Below are 20,473 nucleotides of genomic sequence, written 5' to 3'. Positions count from 1 at the left end.
TTTAATCAAAAGGCCGGGTAATTCAGGAAACATATATCAGGCAAGTATATGCTGGTTAGCAAGCTTGATTTCGCCGGGCAGGATGGTGTGCGCCCTGCCTGGATAAATGTTATAGGTTACAAATGCATTCAGTCGCTCTAAAACCGCAATGCTTTCTTTCACCCGCGAAACCGGAACGTGCGGATCGGGATCGCCCGTAGAGACGAACACCGGCGTATTGGCAAAATCACCGGTGTAATTGCTTTCATCCAGTATTTCGCCGATCAGCCCGCCCGTAAAGGCAATCACGCCTCCATACCGTTTGGCGTTGCGTGCCACGTATTCCAGACTCAGGCAGGCCCCCTGAGAAAACCCGGCCAGGTAAATACTTTCTGCCGGTATTCCGCTCGCCTCGGCCGCCGCCACTGCCTTGCCCACCACTTCCAGCGCCGAGTCCAGCGCAGGCTGATTTTGAATTGCAGGAACCATGAAACTGTATGGATACCAACTGTTATTAGTTGCCTGAGGCGCCAGGATTGCCATTTCGTCCAGATTCAGGTTCCGGCGCAGGGAAATAATATCCTGCGCCGAGCCGCCCCGTCCGTGAAGCAATATGATCGCTTTTTTGGCCTCTGCCAGTGGAACTCCTGCTTCAAGGATATTCAGATTATGCGTGTACATCATTAAATCAGTTTTGGGAGTACAGCTTCGATTTTTGCTCTTCTTGATTCGTATTGCGGCGGAAGCATCAACCCTGAACCAAGCTCTTCCACGGTTTCGTCTGTTGCAAAGCCTGGATTATCGCTTGCTATTTCAAAAAGTACACCACCCGGTTCACGGAAATAAAGCGAATAGAAGTAATTTCTGTCAATCTTATCAGTGATCTGATGACCGGCTTCCAGCACTTTTTTCCTGAATTCCATTAAAATATCATCGTTAGCTACCCTGAAAGCCACATGATGAACTGAGCCCGCTGCCACATGCCCGGCCCTCTCGCCAGGTGCCTCGACCAGATCAACAATCGCCGCATTTTCAACTGCGTCGGTGACAAAACGATATCTGTTGACGTGCTGTTCAAGCAAACGGTACCCAAATATATTAGTCAGAATTTTCGCAGTTTCCTCGATTTTATTGCTGGTGATCGTGACATGATGAAAGCCGCGGGTTGCATGCTCGGCCTTAACCTCGTCAGTTTCCCAGGGAGTCCTGCTATCCGGTGTTTTTGGAACAGTCAACTCAAATTTCAAACCGTCGGGATCAAGGAAGGTCAGATATTGCTCACCAAACTTTTCAGCTGCCTTGTTATAGGTCACCCCATTGGCCTCAAATCTTTTAACCCAAAAATCCAGACTGCCTTCCGGTACGGCATAACCAATCTCTGTGACCTGGCGGGTCCCTCTCCTGCCCGCCGGCATTTGACTGCCCCAGGGGAAGAATGTCAGGATTGTGCCCGGTGTACCGTTTTCGTCACCGTAATAAAAATGATACGTATTAGGATCATCAAAATTCACGGTTTTTTTGACCATTCTCAATCCCAGAATGCGGGTATAAAAATCGTAGTTTTTTTTGGCGTCTCCTGCAATTGCAGTAATGTGATGAATGCCGTTGATCGTATTTTCCATTTTCTTATTTGTTTAGATCTGCTTCGTTTTAATGATACAAAGCTACCACCTCAGGCCAGGGCAAAGCATTGAACTAGGACAAGAAAAGCCTGCGACATAACTTTTTTATCGGTTCTCATAATGTCTACTACAAGCAGTTGCAATTTGTTTATGTTGCTCATATACGTCCGGATCCGCATAATAAAATTTGATTTACGTAGCCCTGATATTGCTTGCTTCTTTAATATCTTCGCGCAAGTTCTCTTCTGATCTCCATCCAACTTACTTCAAGCCAGGTGGCATTTTTTTGCAGTCGAAATCAGTGTGCTTTTCGCATTGTATTAGAGCGAACGAGTCTCAAAATCAATCCATTAACTAACTAAACATTTTCTAAATGAAGAAAAATTTACTCTTTATTACCATTTTCCTGCTACACCTTTCAAGCTCGGCATTCGCCCAGATCGTGGTAACGTTTCCAAGCGAAAGAGCTGTCTTTCAACGTAATAAGGCTAATACTGCCAATGTATATATAGGAGGTTATGTCACGCAGGGGTTTGAACGGATTGAAGCACGCTTCACACCCTGGGTTGCCGGCGAAGGTGAAGCTGCTCCCGGCGGCGATGCGTGGGCTACGATTGATAATTCGATCGAAGCGGCGCAGTTTTACGGTTCGATGTCCGTCAAAGGCGGGTGGTACCGCCTGGAAGTCCGGGCTGTCCGGACCGGCAGCGACCCGGTAATGGTCACTGTTCAGCGTGTCGGAGTAGGAGAAGTATTTGTCGTGGCGGGCCAATCCAATGCAACCGGCGGCGATTCCAATCCAAACGGTCCGGCCGCCCAGCATGATCAGGTGAATAGTGTCAACTTTCAGAATCTCAATTCCGGAACAATCTCTCCCTACCCTTCCCTCGAATTGCCTTGCCCTGAATATGTACATCTGGATGCCAATGTCAAAACGGCTCCTTTTGGAAATTATGCCTGGTGCTGGGGATCATTTGGTGACAAGATTTATGAGAAATTCCGGGTGCCTGTCATGATCTTTAATGGCGGATGGTCGAGTACGGGCGTGGAGAACTGGAAGCAGTCGATCGACCCGAACGCAACACCGACGAGTGCTTTCGGCTATGTATTCCCAGCCGGCCTCCCATTCGGTCACCTCCGGATCGCCCTCAACTATTATATTGCCCAGCTCGGCGTGCGTGCAGTTTTGTGGCACCAGGGTGAAACAGACAATTACATCGAGCAGCCAGGTGATAATACTTACAGCCGTTATCTTTCCAATTTGTGGGATGTGGTGAATGCAACCCGGTCGCTTACCGGAAAAAATGATCTGGCGTGGATGGTTGCGCGGGCATCGCGCTTTACAGTGTCCGGTGCAACGCGCGTTTCTGCCAATGTCGTAAATGCTCAAAATGAGCTGATTAACAACGACGGCTCTTATCCGCACGTGTACCAGGGGCCAGAAACAGATCCATATTACGACATCAATTACCGCGGTGATGAAATCCATTTCAGGGGAGACGGCGTAACGCAGTCGCCGGACGGAAACGTCTATTCAGGGTTGATCTACCTGGCCGGATTCTGGGCAGACAAAGTGACGGCCGACTTTATAAACCAGTCGGAACCTTACGCCGCAACAGCACCTCCGGCGGTTTCTGCCGTTTACTCATCAGGGGGATCACAGATCACGTTTACCGGGCCGTCTATCAATCCGGGTGGACAGTATAACTGGCTGGGAATTGATTGCAACCAGGTACAGAATACTTCCCAGCAATGGTCGGTTGGACCGGGTACATATAAGCTGAAAGTAGTTGACGCAAATCGTAATACGGTGTTTTCTCCCCAGCTTTATGTGTCCGGGTCAGCGCTTCCTGTAACATGGAAATCATTTACAGCGAAAACGACTGAAACCGGCCGCGTTCTTGTGGAATGGGCTACGACAAGCGAGATGAATGCTTCTCATTTTGAAGTGGAAAGAAGTGCGGATGCAATGGTATTCACAAAAATTAAATCCATCGATGCAGCAGGAAATTCGGAAAGCGAAATCAATTATCGTTATGAGGATGAATTTTTAATGCCGGGAAACTATTATTACAGATTGAGGCAGGTCGATGCAGACGGCAGTTTTGATTTTACCCGTATTGTACCGGTCAAAATTTCGGGCACCGAAACAATCAGAGCATATCCGAATCCTGTGGCAGACAAAGTCACTGTTCAATCTGCGCTGCCGCTCGGCACGGTCGAAATATTCAACGCTGCCGGGATACGGATTTACAATGGCAATACGACCGCAACCAGCACCAGGATCGGGCTCGAAAAATATCCGAGTGGTCTTTACACGATACTAGTGAATGGCAAAAGCATTAAAATAGTAAAATAAACTACGTGGTCCTTTCTGGCGTGTTGTACAGCGCAATACGCCAGATCGGCACAAAATGAAAAGGCTGCTAGGTAGTATAATTTGTATTCCTTGCAGACACCTCGATCAGTTTACTATCCATAATCTTTTCGAGCTTACAAATTGTTTCCAGCGTCAGATTTTCCGACCCCTTCACAATTTTATTTATGTATTGAGGTGAGCAGCTCATTGCCTTCGCAAGGTCCTTCTGGCTCATCTTACGTTCCCGAAGTATCCGCAGAATTGCCAGACCGATACGGAACGATATATCGAGCCATGCAGCATTCGCCTCACGAAACTCAGCTGCCTTTTGCCACTCATTATCAGCGACAGCCTCCCCGATAATCTTCTCCTTCATTTTTTGAATACTCATATTCGTTTTTGGTTAAAATAACTCAAATACACCAAACTCGTCTTCTTCATCTGTCCTCATATAATCGTAAACCATCTCTATCTTCCGCAGCTCCCTCAGTAAATGTGCACGCTCGTTCATTGTCCGTGTGAGCTTGATTGCATGTGTTCAATTAGACGTCGGCTTCTAGAATAAGTAACAGGACTAGCAAGAAAAAGACGGCTGGATCATGCACCTATAAAATTAATTAGCCTGGATTAGCAGCTACTTCCTGGTCTTTTCCAAGAAAAAAACTTGCTGGCGAGACAGGCGTCTTTACATTTTTTTACGGGCAAAGGGAATGAAAAAGGTCAGATTCGTTGTTGATCTGACAACAGAAAATTACAACGTTTCGAAAACCTATGAATTGGATTGCGATTAATAGTGAAGAGGAAGTGGCGAAAATATCTCAGTCGGCAGAGTATGCCATTATTTATAAGCACAGTCCGCGATGCATGACAAGCCTGATGGCTTATCGCCAGCTCAAAATGGACGTTAATGCCGCTTCAAACGTAGAAACGCCTATATATATCGTCGACGTCATTAGTAACCGCAGAGAATCTCTGGCGATTGCAGATGCTTTTCGGGTTCAGCACCAGTCGCCCCAAATCCTGGTGGTCAAAGATGGGAAGTGCCTGTACGATGCTTCCCACGAAGATGTTTCCCTTCATGATACAATGAAACACCTCAATTGAATTACTGATTCTGATCTAGTTTATCTGAAAAAATAAACTGCAAAAATTACATGGATTATGTCCAATAAAATGGAATAAGTCCATATATTTGTAATGTTATTATCGAACACTTCATCTTCAACGCAAAAGAGCAGCGCAGGGCTGCTCTTTTTGCATTTATCAGGTTGCCAGTGGCGGGCCAGAGGGAATGAATACCTTCTCCCTCTTGTATTTAAACTTGTATTTCTTAGCAGTAAACTTCGCAGTCATATATTCGCCCATATAGATTGACCCGGTCATCACATCGTCCTTTACGGTTCCCGAAAAAAGGAAAGTGATCGCGTCGGCCGGCTGCCGGTCGGTGCTCCGGATCTTGAATTCATTCCCTTCCACAGTCCCCTGCAATTCCCGTACGCTGAATTCCCCCTTATGTGAACCGTTCAGCCAGTTACCATCCTGCTCGATGATCAGGGTATGCTTGCTCGTACTTGAAAAAAATTCAATGTCAGCTTCCCAATGCCCTTTCAATGATATGGTTGCGGCCGCCATTTCCAGTTTTGGCGCCGAACGTTTTTGAGATAAAACCTCAACAAGGCGGTCGGATACAACTTTTTCATCTCCCGGCTGCATTTGTCCGGTGGTAATCGTAACAAAGGTTTCACCATCCCTGCTACCTCCTCCCAATGCAATGCGAGGCTTGGTACGACCGAAAAGCTCTGCAACTTCCTCACCGGTAATGTGCAATTTCGAGGCATCCCAGGTCACCCGCAGTACCGGCGTCCGGTTGGACAGGTCTTTCGGCTCGATAACCGTCGTTTTTACAGACTCGACACTTGAAACCCTTTTTGAAATACTGTCCAGCCAGGAAAGCCACCGCTTCCATTCCGCCGCATGGTCTCTTTTTACCCAGGCTTCCACCGCCGCAACCATCCCCATTGTTTCTTCCCTGCCTACCTTATTATCGCGGCCAGGACCATGGTGAGGGGCGCTCGCCTGCCAGGCAGACATCAGCAAATCTTTCCTTCCCAATACCAATCCGGCACATTGCGGACCGCATAGTGCTTTGCCACCGCTGTACACTACCACGTCCGCGCCCATTTTGAGGTGTACGTTCGGGATCGTCAGGTCCTCGGCAGCGGCATCGATCATCACCGGGATATTTTTCGGTTTGGCTATTTTGGAAATGGCTTCAAGCGACATCGGCCCGCTCATTGATTCCCTGCCTGCCATCAGGTAAATCATCGCAGTACGGGAGCTCATGGCATCCGATAGTTCTTCTATTGAATCAACTGTGATCAGCCTCACGCCCACATTGCGCAGGGCGTGATCGTATACATTTCTTGAATACCGGGGAATAATCACTTCGGTTTTTTCGAATCCGGAAAGATCAGGGATCCGGATCAGCTTTTCCGGATTTCCACCAGTCACACAGGCGACGGTCACATGCTTCATCCCGGCTGCGCAACCGGCCGATACCAGGCCCCATTCGGCACCGGTAAGTTCCGCGAGGCGCTTTCCTGCACCGAATGCCAGCTCATCATACTGGACAAAAACCTGCGCAGCCGCATCCATAGCAGCACGTACTTCCGGCCGCTCAATCGACCCGCCGATGATGGTAAACGTACCGCGGCAATTGATAATCGGCTCGACGCCAATGGCCTGGTAAATCTGCTTGCCGGCAGCGGCATCTGTTTCGGTGGAAAACTTTTGTGCGGATTTGGAGGGAAGAGCAATCCCGCCTGCCAGTGGCAGCATAGACAGATCCTTTAATGCATCTCTACGTTTCATTAATTTTTCAGGTAAAAGGTAGGATATAAGCTAGTGACTAAATTTTGCAGAAAGCCAAAAATACAATGGGATTGAGCCATTTATTTTAACAATATCCAAATATAATAATCCTTTGCGTGTACGATAACGAATTTATCAAAACCCTTCACTAAATCTCGTTAAAGCGAGAATATTTCGCAGCAGATGCAACGTAAAGCTATTTTCTCCCCCCTTATGCCAGTTTACAATAAATAACAGCCATGAAAAAAATTTTATTAGCCACATTACTTCTTTTAAATGCAGCCTGCGCCTTCTCTCAAACTTTCAGCGTAGGCGGTACTGTGAGAAACCAGCAAGACCAGCCGCTTTCCTTTGCCGCAGTTTCCGTTAACCAATCCAAAGATTCAACCCTCATCAAGGCCGATATTGCCGACGAAAACGGCGCATTCAAAATCGCCGGTATCGCACAGGGAACATACTTTCTGAAAATCTCAGCTGTTGGTATAAAAACATTTCAATCACCCGAATTCGGAGTAGTCGATTCTGACGTTACACTATCCCCCTTCCGGCTGTTATCTGACACAAAACAGCTAAATGAAGTGAAAGTCACGGCTGCAAAGCCACTGATCGAAGTAAAAAGCGACAGACTTATTTTTAATGTCGAATCCAGCATCAACTCCACGGGCTCCAATGCATTGGAACTTCTCCAAAAATCACCTGGTGTTCAGGTAGATAGAGACGAAAATATCCTGGTAAAAGGAAAAACCGGTGTGCGGATTTACATCGACGGACGCCCGTCACCGATGAGCGGGAAAGATTTGGCATCTACATTAAAGAGCATGAATTCGGCTGATATAGAGGCCATTGAAATTATCACCAACCCTTCCGCTAAATATGACGCGGCAGGCGATTTAGGCATTATCAATATCCGCCTCAAAAAAAATGTGAAGCTGGGGACTAATGGAAATGCGAGCCTGGGTGCGATGTTTGGCATTACACCTAAATACAACGCTAACCTTAACCTCAATCACAGAGACAAAAAGATCAACATTTTCGGCACCTACGGATTTAACCAGGGAGCCTGGCATAATACCACTTATGACAACCAGATTTTAAATCAGGTAGCGTATAACAAAGTCTGGCAGGGTATCTGGCGCGATACCACGCACAGTGGTAAAATCGGGGCCGATTACTTTATCAATTCGAAAAATACCATAGGGTTCAGCGCAAATGGGCGACTCAGCAACCACAATGGCGGCGGCTCCAGCGAAACGTTCATCAGCCGCAGGGGAGCGACTTCCGCAGATTCGCTCCTGCTCTCCTCCCGGACTTCCAATCCCGAAAAAAATAAAAATCTTAACCTCAATTTCAACTATCATTATGAAGACACGACCGGCCATGAGCTGAACATAGATGCTGATTACGGACGCTTTTCTTCACGCGGGATCAGTTATCAGCCCAATAAGTATTTTTTCAAAATGTCGGACGAAGTCCCGCTCGAAAGAAATTATGTGACTAAAACGCCGGTAGATATAACTATCAGATCCCTGAAAGCTGATTACGAGCAGAATGTAAAAAAAGGAAAACTGGGTTATGGTGTTAAATTTTCGGACGTAAAATCGGACAATACTTTTGATTTTTTCAATGTACTGGGTAATACCGAAGTGATTGATACCAACCGCAGTAACCGGTTCAAATATACCGAGCGCGTGTATGCTGCATATGCCAACTACAACGTTCCTTTGGGCAAAAAGTGGGATTTGCAGCTTGGCGTACGTGCCGAGCATACCAAATCGCTCGGCGACCTGACGAGCTTCAAACACAACGACCTCGACCGTGTAGATACCACCTACCTGAACTTCTTCCCGAGCGGCGCCATTTCGTTCAAGGCATCCAAGGACCACAATTGGAATATCAATTACAGCAGAAGGATCAACCGCCCCAGCTACCAGAATCTTAATCCTTTTGAATACCGCGTTGATGAGCTGGTTTATTCAAAAGGTAATCCTTTCCTGAAACCCGAATATGCTAACAGTTTTAAGCTGACACACGTTTACAAAGCCAAACTGACTACTGCGTTTGGTTACCGGCGTACGCGGTTTCCCGTAGTCGGGCTCAGAATACCCTATGACAGCAGCCGCACTTATTTTATCACTCAAAATCTGGACTATTCGCAAGGGTTCAGTCTGGATGTCAGCATCACTACCCCAATTACAAAATGGTGGGAGATTTATTTCAATGTGAGCGGTTACCACAATATCTGGAAAGCAGCGCTCGACAACGGCCTGATCATCAATAACCGGACAACTGCCGTTAATTTCAATGGACAAAATACATTCAAACTAAAAAACAACTGGACGATCGAGATGAGCGGCTGGTACAACTCACCCTACCGGAGGATCGATTACAACTGGGCGATGGGCATGATGGACGTGGGTGTCCAGAAAAAATTCTGGAAAGACAATGCGACGGCCAAACTTTCATTCAGCGACGTATTTGGTACTGCGCGAGGCGGCTACACTTCCAATTATGCAGGGATTGACACCCACCTCCGCTTTCGTTTCGAAGGCAGGATGTTGAAGCTGAACCTCAACTACCGATTTGGCAGCAAGGAGATCAAAGCTGCCCGCAGCAGAAGATCTGGATCAGAAGATGAGTTGAACCGTATCAAGGGTGGCTAAACGTCGGCAATCCATTAATATTAATTCTACTTTAATTTGACGGTGCCCCCGCTTATATTTGTGAGAACGAAAAGACTCACGTTTTGCCTTCTAAGCCGTATTTCTATCAAATTTGGGCCAAGCTTTCCGGAGATCCTAACCAGTTTCCTCTCAATGCCCGCATATTTCACTCCGTATGCCTGATTTCGATATTTGCACTTGGATATAGTGTTCCGTTCAATTATTTCATAGGGCTTCCAAATGTCGCGGTGGCAAGCTTTCTGGGCTTGCTCATCGCCTGCGGGGTTTTTTATGTATCCCGGTTCAAGAACCGGCCGGGAATAAGTATCCTGGCTGTGAACATGTCGGGACTACTTCTGTTCACATTCAATTACTTCCTGAATTCCGGCATCAGCGGGCCGACAGATCTGTATTTTCTGCTCTTCCTCCTGCTCAGTATTGTAATCAGCCCGGCAAATGAATATAAATTCTGGATCCCCGTTAACATTGGCATTTTCCTGATCCTTGGCGTGTCCGAATTTATTTCACCCGCGAATTTCCCGGATACCTATGATGACCGGTTTAGTAAATTCATTGACCACATGTCGTCCTATGTCGTCGTAGCGATGATTACTTACTTCTGCACGGATTATATCCGGCGCAGCTACGAGAACGAAAAGCTGATCACGGTAGAAAAAACGGAAGCTATTGAGAGACAAAACGAGCAGATCATAGAAAAGAACAATGAGCTGGAAAGGATCAATGCAGAGAAAAACAAGCTGATGTCGATCGTCGCCCATGACCTTCGTTCTCCGTTGGGGAGTATTCAGAACTTCCTGGAACTCCTTACCCAGCACGATCTGGAAGAACAGCAAAAACGGGATATTGAGAACGACCTTTTGAACGCTACCAAGAACACACTGGCCATGCTCAGCAAATTGCTCGACTGGTCCAAATCTCAACTCTACGGCGTTTCAGCCAGACTCGAAGCATTAAATCTGGATAAATTACTCAAGTCGACCCTCGAACTGGAAAAAGATATTGCGCTCGGCAAAGGTATCGTGCTGGATTATAACCTGAACCCCGCCCTCACCATTCTCGCTGACGGCGACATGATGCAGATCGTCCTTCGCAACATTATCGGGAATGCGATTAAGTTTACCAAGAGTGGTGGACTGATTCTCGTTCGTGCCAAAATAGTGGGAGATAATTGCGTGATCAGTGTTCAGGACGACGGTATCGGGATCTCACCGGAGAAAAGCCAAAGCATCTTCTCATTGCATGTGGAATCAACTTACGGTACCAAAAACGAAAAAGGGGTCGGTCTTGGATTACTGCTTTGCATTGAATTTATAAAAGCCCAGAATGGACGGCTATGGTTTGAAAGCCAGCTTGGCGAGGGCACCTGTTTCTACATCAGTATACCCACAACAGCTACCAGCAGTACTCCTGCGTAATACTGCATGAACGATCGGCCAGGCCGAAAGTTCGGTAAGATGCATTCGGATTAAGTCTGGCATCTCCTATCTTAAAACCTCATTCTTGATTTTTTGCACCAGTTCATAGGATGCTCTCCTATCACGGTATAAATATGAAAATTCACAAAATTTTCATATTTATACCCAATCATCCGCTGTAAGTAACCGACAAATAATTGTCTCGGTGGAAGTTTTGTCTACAAAAAATCAAGAAGTAAATTCAAAAACACAATCTTTTAAACCTAACTATTTTATGATGCACACTTGTAAACCACTACGATTATTACTTGGAATCGTCTTCTCTGTTTTAGCATGTTCCAGGGACGAAAACCCGAAGGCAGATCGCGGCGGGCTTGAAAAATTTGCGAACGATAAATTTATAGTTAGCCGGGACGAGGCTCTTTCCATGGTCGAGTACGCGCACAGAAACGCCCGGACATTAGATGATAAGAAAAAGAACAAAAGGGTTAAAAAAATAGAAGATTTTGTCGGTCCACAGGGAAAGACAATCTTCTACTCCATAACCTATGAAAACAATGAAGGTTTTTTATTAATGTCTGCGGATCGGCGAATGAAACCCTTGCTTGCATACTCAGATCAAGGAGCGTTTGATCTTAACACTGATAACCCTGGAATACAGCTTTGGAAGGACTTTATCGTTGAAAATGCAAAAGTGGCGGCAAACCTGGATACGGCCCACATCAACGTTGTCAACGAATGGAGGTTGTTCGAGCGAGGGGAAGGAGCCAATTTAAGAACGGCGGAACAACCCGTCTGGACTCCGGAAGCAAGCTGCGATTATTTCGTTAACCACCCGATTCCTGCAAATGTTACTGTTCAGCATTTGACACACGATGTAGCATTTTGGGGCCAGGGATCAGGTTATAATGCACATTGCCCCGATGGGATCAACACTCCTAATTGCAACGGATCGTTTGATTGCAGCAACGCACCGGTGGGGTGTGGCCCAGTCGCTATTGGTCAGGTCTTAAGGTATTACGCGAGAACGGTAAATATCGGAGGAACATCTTACACTACTCAAATGTTCAATGCAATGCCCAGGCTGCATTCGGGTACATGTGCTCCTGCCGACGGTACTCCTGAGGGAAACCTCTCACATTTATTACGGGATATAGGGAAGTCTGTTGACGCAACATATAATACGCTTGTACCGTTTTTAGGGATACCTATGTCTGGTTCCGGATGCCAAACCTGGAGCCAGCCCGGAAAGACCGATGACTTTTTTGCCACCCGTGGATTCACAGCATTTGACCTCGACTTTTTCAATGCATCTAACCAAACGACAATAAAAAACTCACTGCTGGCACGTAGACCAGTGATCGTATATGGGTCTAATTGCAGCACCTGTTTGCCAAACATGCATATTTGGGTTATTGACGGCGTTCAGGACCTTCATGCCATATATACGAACCAGCAGGGGTATTGCTACGAGCATTCTTCAGTTTTATATCAAATGAACTGGGGCTGGGCAGATGATCCTCAAAACAACGGTTGGTTCAGCTATACAGGTATCGTAGGAAGTGGCACACTATACAACAGTTCGAATATGAAGGCGTATATCATTACACCAAACTAAACTAACATGAAGGTGATTCTATTTGCTTTTCTAGCTCTGATTTCAGTAATCGGATGTGATAAATACCCGCCTGGCCCTTATGGAGATGTTTTTATGAATAATGCCAATGGGCAATGGATTTTAAAAGCCTATAAAGTAAGAGGTAAGGGAGTTTCTGCTGATCAGGTACCAGAAAAGCGCAGGCTAAACATTGAGAGAGCTCTTGTACAGGCGGACAGCAATTACGGAAGCAGTATTTTTGAAACAGGTCATACCTATTACACTTTTTCCTTCCTTGATTTAGATGGGAATAAAAAGTCATCATCCTTCTCTATCATGTACGGCACCGACTACAACCGCAAGAAAAAACAAGATAACCAGTGGTTCCGCATAAACGAGGATACAGGTTTTTTGGTGGCCGTCGAGTATGATGCACCGAGAGGGGTAACCACACGGATAGAGGTCAGTAATATTATGAAAGGAGAAAAATACAATCCTGACCTAGATACGCTGAGATACATTTATATCCCTAAATTTAATTAAGGACTGACCTGTACCTGCGTTAAACTAAATTTTGCCGCAGGATAAAAAAGAGAGACTTCTTAACCAGGAGTCTCTCTTTTTTTGCGTGGACCATGAGGCTGTTTCCATTTTCCTGTATGTAAGCCACTTTCAGCACATTTGATTAGTTTTGATCAAATATTGATCAAGAATGACTTTTCAGGAAAGGAAGAAAATAATAGTATCGGCAGTTTATGAAGCAGGCAGCCTGTCTGTTTTTGAACTGGCCGAAGTACTCGGAACCTCCCCGGCAACCATACGCCGCGATCTTCATGAAATTTCAGAAGACGGGCTGCTGATCCGAACGCACGGCGGCGCAATGAAACCCGAGAGCCAGGTGGTTACCAGCTTTGCAGGAAAGAAAGACCAATTTGACAACCGAAAAAGAATGATCGGCGAGGCGGCGGCTTCGTATGTGCAGGATGGTGATACAATTTTTATGGATTGCGGCAGTACCGTTTTCCAGATGTGCGCCCATTTAAAAAAGAAGGTAAACATCAGAATTATAACCAATTCATTGCCGGTTATAGCGGAGCTGATCGATATTCCTTCTATCCGCATTAACCTGGTTGGAGGAGAGTTGGATAAGTCCAGGAAAGCGGTCCACGGTGAAAAGGCGATCCAGCACGTAAACAGTTACCATGCCGCAAAGGCATTCATCGGCGTAGATGGTATATCACCCGAAAACGGCCTGACCGCACACAGCGAAGCTGAATCATCGATCACTACGGCTTATATCAAAAACGCAGATAATGTATTTCTGCTTTGCGACTCTTCAAAAATCGGCCGCAACAGCTATATCAAATTTGCGGCACTTAACGAGGTGTCGTGCCTTGTTACAGACGACCAGCTGGATAAACATGCCGTCCGGTCGTTAAAGGAAAATGGTATCGGTGAGATTGTGGCTGTTAGCCTTGCATTGCAGGCATTCTAAACAAATATTGTTTTCAGGATGCGGACGAGCTCGTCGTAGCTATCAGGCTTGGTGATAAAGTCGGCGGCACCAAGATCCTTGCTTTGCTGAGCAGTGCTTTGGCTGGCGGAGGTAGAAAGTACTATCACCGGAATTTCCCGCAAATCCGGCCTGCTTTTGATCTCGGCAAGAAACTCCTGCCCATTCATCAGAGGCATGTTCAGATCCAGGAAAATAAGGTCTGTTTTCAGTTCATTCCTGGTAAGCTTTTCCAGTGCAATAACTGCATTGCTTAATGTTACACAATTAACTGGATGTGAGACATTTTCAAGTGCGCTTAAAAATATTTCATGATCATCTTCGTCATCGTCAATGAGAAGAATATTCCTGTAAAGCATCGATGGGGGCGTAAAATCCTAACTGCAAATTAGTAATATCGCTAAATTTTATCAAGTGCTAACCAAGTCAAATCTTTTGGGATATGTCGTTTCAGGGGTATTTAAAAACCATCAAATCAAAAACGGGCAAAGAGCCTGCGGATTTCAGGAAAATTGCAGAAGAAAAAGGATTTACCACCGGCGGGGAAATTAGGCCCGAGGTTAAAGCCGGCGAGATTGTAAAGTGGCTTAAAGAGGATTTCGATCTTGGCCAGGGCCACGCAATGGCGATCTATGCTTTGCTAAAAGGACTGAAAGACGAAAACAGCGACTAGCTTACCGGGAAGAACGCATTCTTCCCGGTACCCTCCTCATTCAATATTCTCGTATTTCCCCTGGCTGAGATCGCCGGTTTCAAATCCTTTTTTGAACCAATACATCCGTTGTTCGGAACTGCCGTGCGTGAATGCGTCGGGCACCACGTAACCCTGCGATTCCTTTTGAAGCTTGTCATCCCCGATTGCATTGGCAGCTTTCAGCGCCGATTCCAGGTCGCCCGGTTCGAGGATATTTGCCATTTCCTGGGCACGGTTCGCCCAAACGCCCGCCAGAAAATCAGCCTGCAATTCCAGTTTTACCGAGAGCTTATTGTATTCTGCTTCGCTGATTCGACCGCGCTGCTGATGCAACTGGTCTGAAATCCCCATCAGGTTTTGTACATGATGACCTACCTCGTGAGCTACTACATAAGCCACTGCAAAATCTCCGGGCGCCTTGAAGCGGTCTCTCAACTGATCGCAAAACGAAAGGTCAATGTAAACCTTCTGATCGGCCGGGCAGTAGAACGGGCCCATGGCCGACGATGCCCCGCCGCAGCCGCTTTGAGTTGCATTTTCGAAAATCTGCAATTTCGGCTTTTGATATTGCGCGTCATTTTCCGCGTAGATATCACCCCAAACGTCTTCCGTACTTCCCAGTACCGCTGAAACAAAATCGGCAGTCCGGTCGTCGGGTCTCGGTCCTGGCGGGCGGCTTTGAACCTGTTCGCTTGTTTGAGTTCCCTGCAGATTCCCCAGGATTTCACCGGGATCCTGCCCTGTTAATAAGCCGATAGCGAGTACGATGATCATACCGATACCGCCGATCGCGATCTTGCCGCCACCGGACATGCCGCGACGGTCTTCTACATTACTGCTTCTTCGTAAATCCTGCCAGCGCATTTTACAGATCGTTTAAATTGATGACCGTTTTTTGCAATATATGCTAATTATGTGCCACTGTAAAAATAGAAATATGGTAATCTAAAGCGAATCTTAAATTATATTTATATGTAGAAGCACTTTACCTATTGATGAAAAAAGCAGCATTTTTTTCTTTTGCAGTGATATTCTCAGGCTTTTTCTACGCCTGTTCCCCTCAACTTCCTGATGATGTGGCGCTCGCGATGGAAGCGCTCCCGGAAAAACTCGACTATAACCAGCATGTAAAGCCAATACTTTCCGATAAATGCTTCGCCTGCCACGGACCCGATAAAGCCAAACAGAAAGGGGGTTTGCGGCTCGACATGGAGGAATCAGCATTTGCCAAATTTTCAAAAAACTCAGGACGTGTGGCGATAGCGCCCGGCGATTTGTCCGACAGTGAGTTTTTTCACCGCATTATCTCCCCCGATCCCGAATATGTAATGCCTACCCCCGAATCGCATCTTTCCCTCTCGGCGGAAGAAAAGGCGGTGCTCATCAGATGGATCGACGAAGGTGCGGAGTACAAGCCGCACTGGGCATTTGTAAAGCCGGAAAAATCGGAAGTACCCGAAATCCACCATAGTAACCTGGCTATTAATCCGATCGACCATTTTGTATTTAAAAAACTGGAAGACCAAAAGCTGCAACCGGCTGCCCGGGCTGAAAAAGATGTATTGCTGAGACGTGTTTCCCTCGACCTCACAGGCCTGCCTCCTACCCTGGAAGAAACGGACGCATTTCTAAAAGATAATAGTGCAAATGCTTACGAAAAGCAGGTCGACCGGCTGCTGGCTTCCCCGCATTATGGTGAAAAGATGGCGGTAGACTGGCTCGATCTTGCGCGTTTTGCGGACTCTCACGGCTATACAGTCGACCGCCTGCGTGACATGTCGCCTTATCGCGATTGGGTGATCAATGCTTTTAACAAAAATATGCACTACGATCAATTCATCGCCTGGCAGCTGGCGGGTGACTTAATGCCCAAGCCAACCCGGGATATGATGATAGCCACGGCATTTAACCGCAACCACCAGCAGAATATGGAGGGCGGGATTATCGAAGAAGAATTTCAGGCCGAATATGTGGTAGACCGTACCAATACCTTTGGTGACGCGTTTCTGGGACTTTCGGTAGGCTGCGCCAAATGCCATGATCATAAATACGACCCAATTTCGCAAAAGAATTATTACGAGCTTTTCAGCTTTTTTAACAATGTAAAAGAAGCCGGACAAATATCCTGGGACGACGCGCTGCCTACTCCTACCATGCTGCTGCCTACCGGTGAACAGGAGAAAATGCTCGCATTCATACAAAAACAGATCAAAAACGAGGAAGGAAACCTCGAAAAGGCGAAGCAGGAAGCAGAGCCGGGTTTTCAAAAATGGCTGACTACCGGCGCGTACAAACCTTTGGCCCAACAAGAAATCTCACAAAATGGCTTGCAGGCGCGTTTTTCCTTTGAAAATGGTTCACTCAAAAATTGGGTAAATCCGAAAGATGCCGGTGTCATGAAACGTGAATCAGGAAGTGCGGGCGGCGATCCTGAGTTCGTCGATAATGGTAATGGAAAGGCATTAAAACTGAATGGTGACGTTTTTCTGGATCTCAATCAGGCGGGTGTCTTCAAAAAATCAGAGCCTTTCAGCATTGGTATTCATGTAAAAATTCCGAAAAACTTAAAAGAAGGCGTGATTTTACACAAAAGTCAGGCGGAGCGGCTTTACAATTTCAGGGGTTATCATCTGTATTTAAAAAACGACCGGCTGGAAATCAATATGGCGCACACGGCTCCTTCCGATGCCATTACACGCATTTCGAAATCATCTGTCCCGCGGGATAAATGGATCCCGCTCACGATTACTTACGATGGGTCTTCACAGGCAAATGGATTTAAATTATACCAGGACGGCGTAGAACTGGCCATGGAAACCACGATGGACCAGCTGCGAAAGGAAATATTGTTCAGATCGGATGTGCAGCCCGGATTGCAGATCGGCGCATGGTGGCGGGGATTCGGACTGACGGATGGACAAGTTGACGACATTCTCGTTTACAACCGCGAGCTCTCGCCATTTGAGATTCAGATTTTGGCTAAAAAAGTAAGCTGGGCGACAATTGCCGGTAAAGAACCAGCCCGGCTTACCGGTACAGAAATGCAGATTTTGAAAAATTATTACCTCTCTGCTGTCAGCAAGGAAACCGCCCAGGCGCGACTCGCATTGCAGCACAAACGCGGCGAATTGACGGATTATACCGAAAACATCCGGGAGCTAATGGTGATGCAGGAAATGCCGAAACCCAAACAGGCACACATTCTGCTCCGCGGAAATTATGATGCGCCGGGTGAAAAAGTGTATCCTGCTACCCCCGCTTCTATATTGGCATTCCCCAAAAATTTACCCAAAAATCGCTACGGACTCGCGCAGTGGCTCACACAACCGGACCACCCGCTCACTTCCCGCGTGGAAGTTAACCGGCTGTGGCAGAACTTTTTCGGAACGGGACTGGTGAAAACGACCGAAGATTTTGGCAACCAGGGAGAAATGCCTACGCACCCTGAGCTGCTCGACTGGCTGGCAGTCACTTTCAGAGAATCAGGCTGGGATATCAAGAAAATGAACAAATTGATCGTCATGTCGGCAACTTACCGGCAGGATTCGCGGGCCACAAAAGAAACACGGGAGCGTGACCCGGATAACAGGATGCTTGCAAGAGGCCCGGCAAACAGAATGTCGGCCGAAATGATCCGTGACAATGCCTTGCTGGCGAGCGGGTTATTGAATACAAAGATCGGCGGGAAAAGCATCAAACCTTACCAGCCGGAAGGGTTATGGTCGATCAACAGCAGCAATTATGTTGCCGATTCGGGCGACGCAGTGTACAGGAGAAGCATCTATGTAATCGTCAAACGTTCGGTACCTCACCCTACCCTGTCGACTTTCGATGCAACTACCCGGAGCTTTTGTGTGGTACGGCGGCAGAAAACCAATACGCCGCTCCAGGCGCTGGTCACCTTAAACGATCCGACATTTGTGGAAGCGATGAAAGTGATGGGGGAACAAATGACGAAAAATCCGGATGATCGCCAGGCGGTTACAGTGGCTTACCGGAAACTGACGGGCAGAAAACCACCGGGCAAAGAAGTGGATCTGCTGCTTTCCCTGCAAAAACTGGAAAGGCAGAAATTTACCAAAAACCAAAAAAAAGCAGCTGGCTGGCTGGGTACCGGACAATATAAGGTCGATCCGTCGCTGGATGCGGCAACACTTGCGGCGAACAGCGTGGTAGCCAGTACTATTCTCAATTCGGAAGCCAGTTTAACCAAAAGATAAGCTATGTCACACCATCACGACGACGAGTTCAGGCTGCATTCGCCGGAATTTAACGAGCTGCACAAAAAGCTGGACAGGCGCCGGTTTCTGACCAAAACATCGCTTGGAATGGGTGCGCTGGCTGTGGGCTCTTTATTCGGGTTCGATAAGATCTACGGCTCGGCATCGCGGCAAAAATCGTCTTCCGGCGACATTGAGGCAGATATTCTGAAAGCATTGCCTCATATTGCCCCGAAAGCAAAACGGGTAGTATACCTGTTTATGGCTGGCGGGCCCTCGCAGTTTGAGACTTTTGATTACAAACCAAAACTCGTTAGTCTGGCGGGACAGAATCTGCCTGACTCAGTACGAAAAGGACAGCGTTTGACCGGAATGAGCGCCAGTCAGAGCGCATTGCCGATGGTACCTTCGATCTACGGATTCAATCAGCACGGAAAAAACGATACCTGGGTAAGCGACCTGCTGCCGCATACTGCGAAAGTGGTGGACGATCTTTGTATCGTTAAATCCATTTACTCCGAAGCGATTAACCACGACCCGGCTATTACGTTTTTTCAGACGGGAAATCAGTTGCCTGGGCGACCCTCCATTGGCAGCTGGGTAAGTTACGGGCTTGGTTCAGATAATAATAACCTGCCCACATTCATTGTTCTGGTTTCAAAAAATGCCCCGAAAGACCAGCCACTCTATGCGAGATTATGGGGAAATGGCTTTTTGGAATCACGGCATCAGGGTGTACAATTCCGTTCAGGCAAAGATCCTGTGCTATTTTTGAACAATCCCGAAGGCTACGATGGTGCCGACAGGAAGGAAATGCTTCAGTATCTGTCCAAACTAAACCAGCTGCAAAACGATTCTTACGGCGATCCGGAAATTAATAACCGCATTGCGCAATACGAAATGGCTTTCCGGATGCAGACCTCAGTCCCCGAAGTCATGGATACAGCCGGTGAACCCGACGAAGTATTTGAATTATATGGTCCCGACAGCCGCGACGCGGGCACGTATGCTGCCAACTGTTTGCTGGCGAGGAAATTACTCGAAAAGGATGTCAAATTTGTACAGCTCTATCACCAGGGCTGGGACCAGCACGGCGGGCTTCCAAAGGCCATAGCGAAACAATGCAAGGACACGGACCAGGCGACGGCCGCATTGATTATGGATTTGAAGAGGCGCGGTTTGCTCGAAGATACGCTGGTTGTTTGGGGCGGGGAATTCGGCCGTACGGTATATTCGCAAGGCAAGCTGACAGCCGACGATTACGGTCGCGATCACCATCCGAGATGTTTCACGATGTGGATGGCGGGCGCGGGTGTGAAGGCCGGGATCAGCTACGGAGAGACGGACGATTTTAGTTATAACATTCTGAAAGACCCTGTTCACGTGCACGATTTCCACGCGACTTTAATGCATTTAATGGGCGTAGACCACGAGCGGCTTACCTATAAATTCCAGGGCAGAAGGTTCCGGCTTACCGATGTGCATGGTAACCTTGTAAAAGATATTCTGGCCTGACAAACTC

At 47.1% G+C, this 20,473-nt stretch carries 16 protein-coding genes; 10 read left to right on the top strand and 6 right to left on the bottom strand.

Features of this window, described 5'->3' with window-relative positions:
• Nucleotides 1–36: 36 nt before the first annotated feature.
• The gene (locus FXO21_RS23425; RefSeq protein ID WP_225865827.1) at nucleotides 37–663 is read right to left on the bottom strand and encodes an alpha/beta hydrolase; all 627 of its coding nucleotides are present in this window, start codon (nucleotides 661–663) and stop codon (nucleotides 37–39) included.
• Nucleotides 663–1,601, bottom strand: a complete 939-nt coding sequence (locus FXO21_RS23420; RefSeq protein WP_149642353.1) for a ring-cleaving dioxygenase — start codon at nucleotides 1,599–1,601, stop codon at nucleotides 663–665. Before FXO21_RS23420 ends, FXO21_RS23425 begins: the two co-directional genes overlap by 1 nt.
• Before the next feature lie 373 nt (nucleotides 1,602–1,974).
• Here FXO21_RS23420 and FXO21_RS23415 point away from each other — a divergent pair, with 373 nt between their 5' ends.
• Nucleotides 1,975–3,960 (top strand): sialate O-acetylesterase, encoded by a 1,986-nt coding sequence (locus FXO21_RS23415; RefSeq protein WP_149642352.1) that lies wholly within the window; start codon nucleotides 1,975–1,977, stop codon nucleotides 3,958–3,960.
• Nucleotides 3,961–4,027: 67 nt separating this feature from the next.
• On the opposite strand, the gene FXO21_RS23410 is transcribed toward FXO21_RS23415, so the two are convergent.
• On the bottom strand, nucleotides 4,028–4,351 hold the full coding sequence (locus FXO21_RS23410) for a helix-turn-helix transcriptional regulator (protein ID WP_225865826.1): 324 nt from the start codon (nucleotides 4,349–4,351) through the stop codon (nucleotides 4,028–4,030).
• Nucleotides 4,352–4,731: 380 nt separating this feature from the next.
• Between FXO21_RS23410 and ytxJ the strand changes: the two genes are divergently transcribed.
• Nucleotides 4,732–5,064, top strand: coding sequence for a bacillithiol system redox-active protein YtxJ (gene ytxJ / locus FXO21_RS23405; protein ID WP_149642351.1), 333 nt, complete (start codon nucleotides 4,732–4,734; stop codon nucleotides 5,062–5,064).
• Between the two features lie 159 nt (nucleotides 5,065–5,223).
• Here the strand turns inward: ytxJ and FXO21_RS23400 are convergent, their stop codons facing one another.
• Entirely contained in the window at nucleotides 5,224–6,831 is a 1,608-nt protein-coding gene (locus tag FXO21_RS23400; protein WP_149642350.1) for an aminotransferase class V-fold PLP-dependent enzyme, read from the bottom strand.
• Nucleotides 6,832–7,070: 239 nt separating this feature from the next.
• On the opposite strand from FXO21_RS23400, the gene FXO21_RS23395 reads away from it, so the two are divergent.
• From FXO21_RS23395 to FXO21_RS23375, 5 genes are all read left to right on the top strand, one after another.
• Nucleotides 7,071–9,491 (top strand): TonB-dependent receptor, encoded by a 2,421-nt coding sequence (locus FXO21_RS23395; RefSeq protein ID WP_149642349.1) that lies wholly within the window; start codon nucleotides 7,071–7,073, stop codon nucleotides 9,489–9,491.
• 83 nt (nucleotides 9,492–9,574) lie between these two features.
• Nucleotides 9,575–10,927, top strand: a complete 1,353-nt coding sequence (locus FXO21_RS23390; protein ID WP_149642348.1) for a sensor histidine kinase — start codon at nucleotides 9,575–9,577, stop codon at nucleotides 10,925–10,927.
• 274 nt (nucleotides 10,928–11,201) lie between these two features.
• Nucleotides 11,202–12,545 (top strand): C10 family peptidase, encoded by a 1,344-nt coding sequence (locus tag FXO21_RS23385; protein WP_149642347.1) that lies wholly within the window; start codon nucleotides 11,202–11,204, stop codon nucleotides 12,543–12,545.
• Between the two features lie 6 nt (nucleotides 12,546–12,551).
• On the top strand, nucleotides 12,552–13,067 hold the full coding sequence (locus FXO21_RS23380; protein WP_149642346.1) for a hypothetical protein: 516 nt from the start codon (nucleotides 12,552–12,554) through the stop codon (nucleotides 13,065–13,067).
• A 169-nt stretch (nucleotides 13,068–13,236) separates the two neighbouring features.
• Nucleotides 13,237–14,019, top strand: a complete 783-nt coding sequence (locus FXO21_RS23375; protein WP_149642345.1) for a DeoR/GlpR family DNA-binding transcription regulator — start codon at nucleotides 13,237–13,239, stop codon at nucleotides 14,017–14,019.
• Here FXO21_RS23375 and FXO21_RS23370 read toward each other — a convergent pair.
• Nucleotides 14,016–14,396: a response regulator gene (locus FXO21_RS23370; RefSeq protein WP_149642344.1), complete on the bottom strand. Its 381-nt coding sequence runs from the start codon at nucleotides 14,394–14,396 to the stop codon at nucleotides 14,016–14,018. The two genes, FXO21_RS23375 and FXO21_RS23370, sit on opposite strands and share 4 nt — an antisense overlap.
• Before the next feature lie 83 nt (nucleotides 14,397–14,479).
• On the opposite strand from FXO21_RS23370, the gene FXO21_RS23365 reads away from it, so the two are divergent.
• Nucleotides 14,480–14,710: a DUF4287 domain-containing protein gene (locus FXO21_RS23365; protein WP_149642343.1), complete on the top strand. Its 231-nt coding sequence runs from the start codon at nucleotides 14,480–14,482 to the stop codon at nucleotides 14,708–14,710.
• Between the two features lie 36 nt (nucleotides 14,711–14,746).
• On the opposite strand, the gene ypfJ is transcribed toward FXO21_RS23365, so the two are convergent.
• Nucleotides 14,747–15,595 (bottom strand): KPN_02809 family neutral zinc metallopeptidase, encoded by an 849-nt coding sequence (gene ypfJ / locus FXO21_RS23360; RefSeq protein WP_149642342.1) that lies wholly within the window; start codon nucleotides 15,593–15,595, stop codon nucleotides 14,747–14,749.
• Nucleotides 15,596–15,726: 131 nt separating this feature from the next.
• Here ypfJ and FXO21_RS23355 point away from each other — a divergent pair, with 131 nt between their 5' ends.
• Both FXO21_RS23355 and FXO21_RS23350 read left to right on the top strand, forming a co-directional pair.
• Nucleotides 15,727–18,951 carry a DUF1553 domain-containing protein gene (locus FXO21_RS23355; protein WP_149642341.1) on the top strand — a complete coding sequence of 1,075 codons (3,225 nt, stop codon included), beginning with the start codon at nucleotides 15,727–15,729 and terminating at the stop codon, nucleotides 18,949–18,951.
• 3 nt (nucleotides 18,952–18,954) lie between these two features.
• Nucleotides 18,955–20,466 (top strand): DUF1501 domain-containing protein, encoded by a 1,512-nt coding sequence (locus FXO21_RS23350; RefSeq protein ID WP_149642340.1) that lies wholly within the window; start codon nucleotides 18,955–18,957, stop codon nucleotides 20,464–20,466.
• Nucleotides 20,467–20,473 lie beyond the last annotated feature (7 nt).

This window comes from Dyadobacter sp. UC 10, assembly GCF_008369915.1.
GTDB lineage: Bacteria > Bacteroidota > Bacteroidia > Cytophagales > Spirosomataceae > Dyadobacter.
Note: the sequence above shows the minus strand (reverse complement) of the source record. Positions and strands in the feature narration are given on the sequence as shown.

What these genes read in the sequence shown, in the direction of transcription:
- FXO21_RS23425 (WP_225865827.1), bottom strand. Translation starts at nt 663, where the DNA reads ATGATGTACACGCATAATCTGAATATCCTTGAAGCAGGAGTTCCACTG.
- FXO21_RS23420 (WP_149642353.1), bottom strand. Translation starts at nt 1,601, where the DNA reads ATGGAAAATACGATCAACGGCATTCATCACATTACTGCAATTGCAGGA.
- FXO21_RS23415 (WP_149642352.1), top strand. Translation starts at nt 1,975, where the DNA reads ATGAAGAAAAATTTACTCTTTATTACCATTTTCCTGCTACACCTTTCA.
- FXO21_RS23410 (WP_225865826.1), bottom strand. Translation starts at nt 4,351, where the DNA reads ATGAGTATTCAAAAAATGAAGGAGAAGATTATCGGGGAGGCTGTCGCT.
- ytxJ (WP_149642351.1), top strand. Translation starts at nt 4,732, where the DNA reads ATGAATTGGATTGCGATTAATAGTGAAGAGGAAGTGGCGAAAATATCT.
- FXO21_RS23400 (WP_149642350.1), bottom strand. Translation starts at nt 6,831, where the DNA reads ATGAAACGTAGAGATGCATTAAAGGATCTGTCTATGCTGCCACTGGCA.
- FXO21_RS23395 (WP_149642349.1), top strand. Translation starts at nt 7,071, where the DNA reads ATGAAAAAAATTTTATTAGCCACATTACTTCTTTTAAATGCAGCCTGC.
- FXO21_RS23385 (WP_149642347.1), top strand. Translation starts at nt 11,202, where the DNA reads ATGATGCACACTTGTAAACCACTACGATTATTACTTGGAATCGTCTTC.
- FXO21_RS23380 (WP_149642346.1), top strand. Translation starts at nt 12,552, where the DNA reads ATGAAGGTGATTCTATTTGCTTTTCTAGCTCTGATTTCAGTAATCGGA.
- FXO21_RS23375 (WP_149642345.1), top strand. Translation starts at nt 13,237, where the DNA reads ATGACTTTTCAGGAAAGGAAGAAAATAATAGTATCGGCAGTTTATGAA.
- FXO21_RS23370 (WP_149642344.1), bottom strand. Translation starts at nt 14,396, where the DNA reads ATGCTTTACAGGAATATTCTTCTCATTGACGATGACGAAGATGATCAT.
- FXO21_RS23365 (WP_149642343.1), top strand. Translation starts at nt 14,480, where the DNA reads ATGTCGTTTCAGGGGTATTTAAAAACCATCAAATCAAAAACGGGCAAA.
- ypfJ (WP_149642342.1), bottom strand. Translation starts at nt 15,595, where the DNA reads ATGCGCTGGCAGGATTTACGAAGAAGCAGTAATGTAGAAGACCGTCGC.
- FXO21_RS23355 (WP_149642341.1), top strand. Translation starts at nt 15,727, where the DNA reads ATGAAAAAAGCAGCATTTTTTTCTTTTGCAGTGATATTCTCAGGCTTT.
- FXO21_RS23350 (WP_149642340.1), top strand. Translation starts at nt 18,955, where the DNA reads ATGTCACACCATCACGACGACGAGTTCAGGCTGCATTCGCCGGAATTT.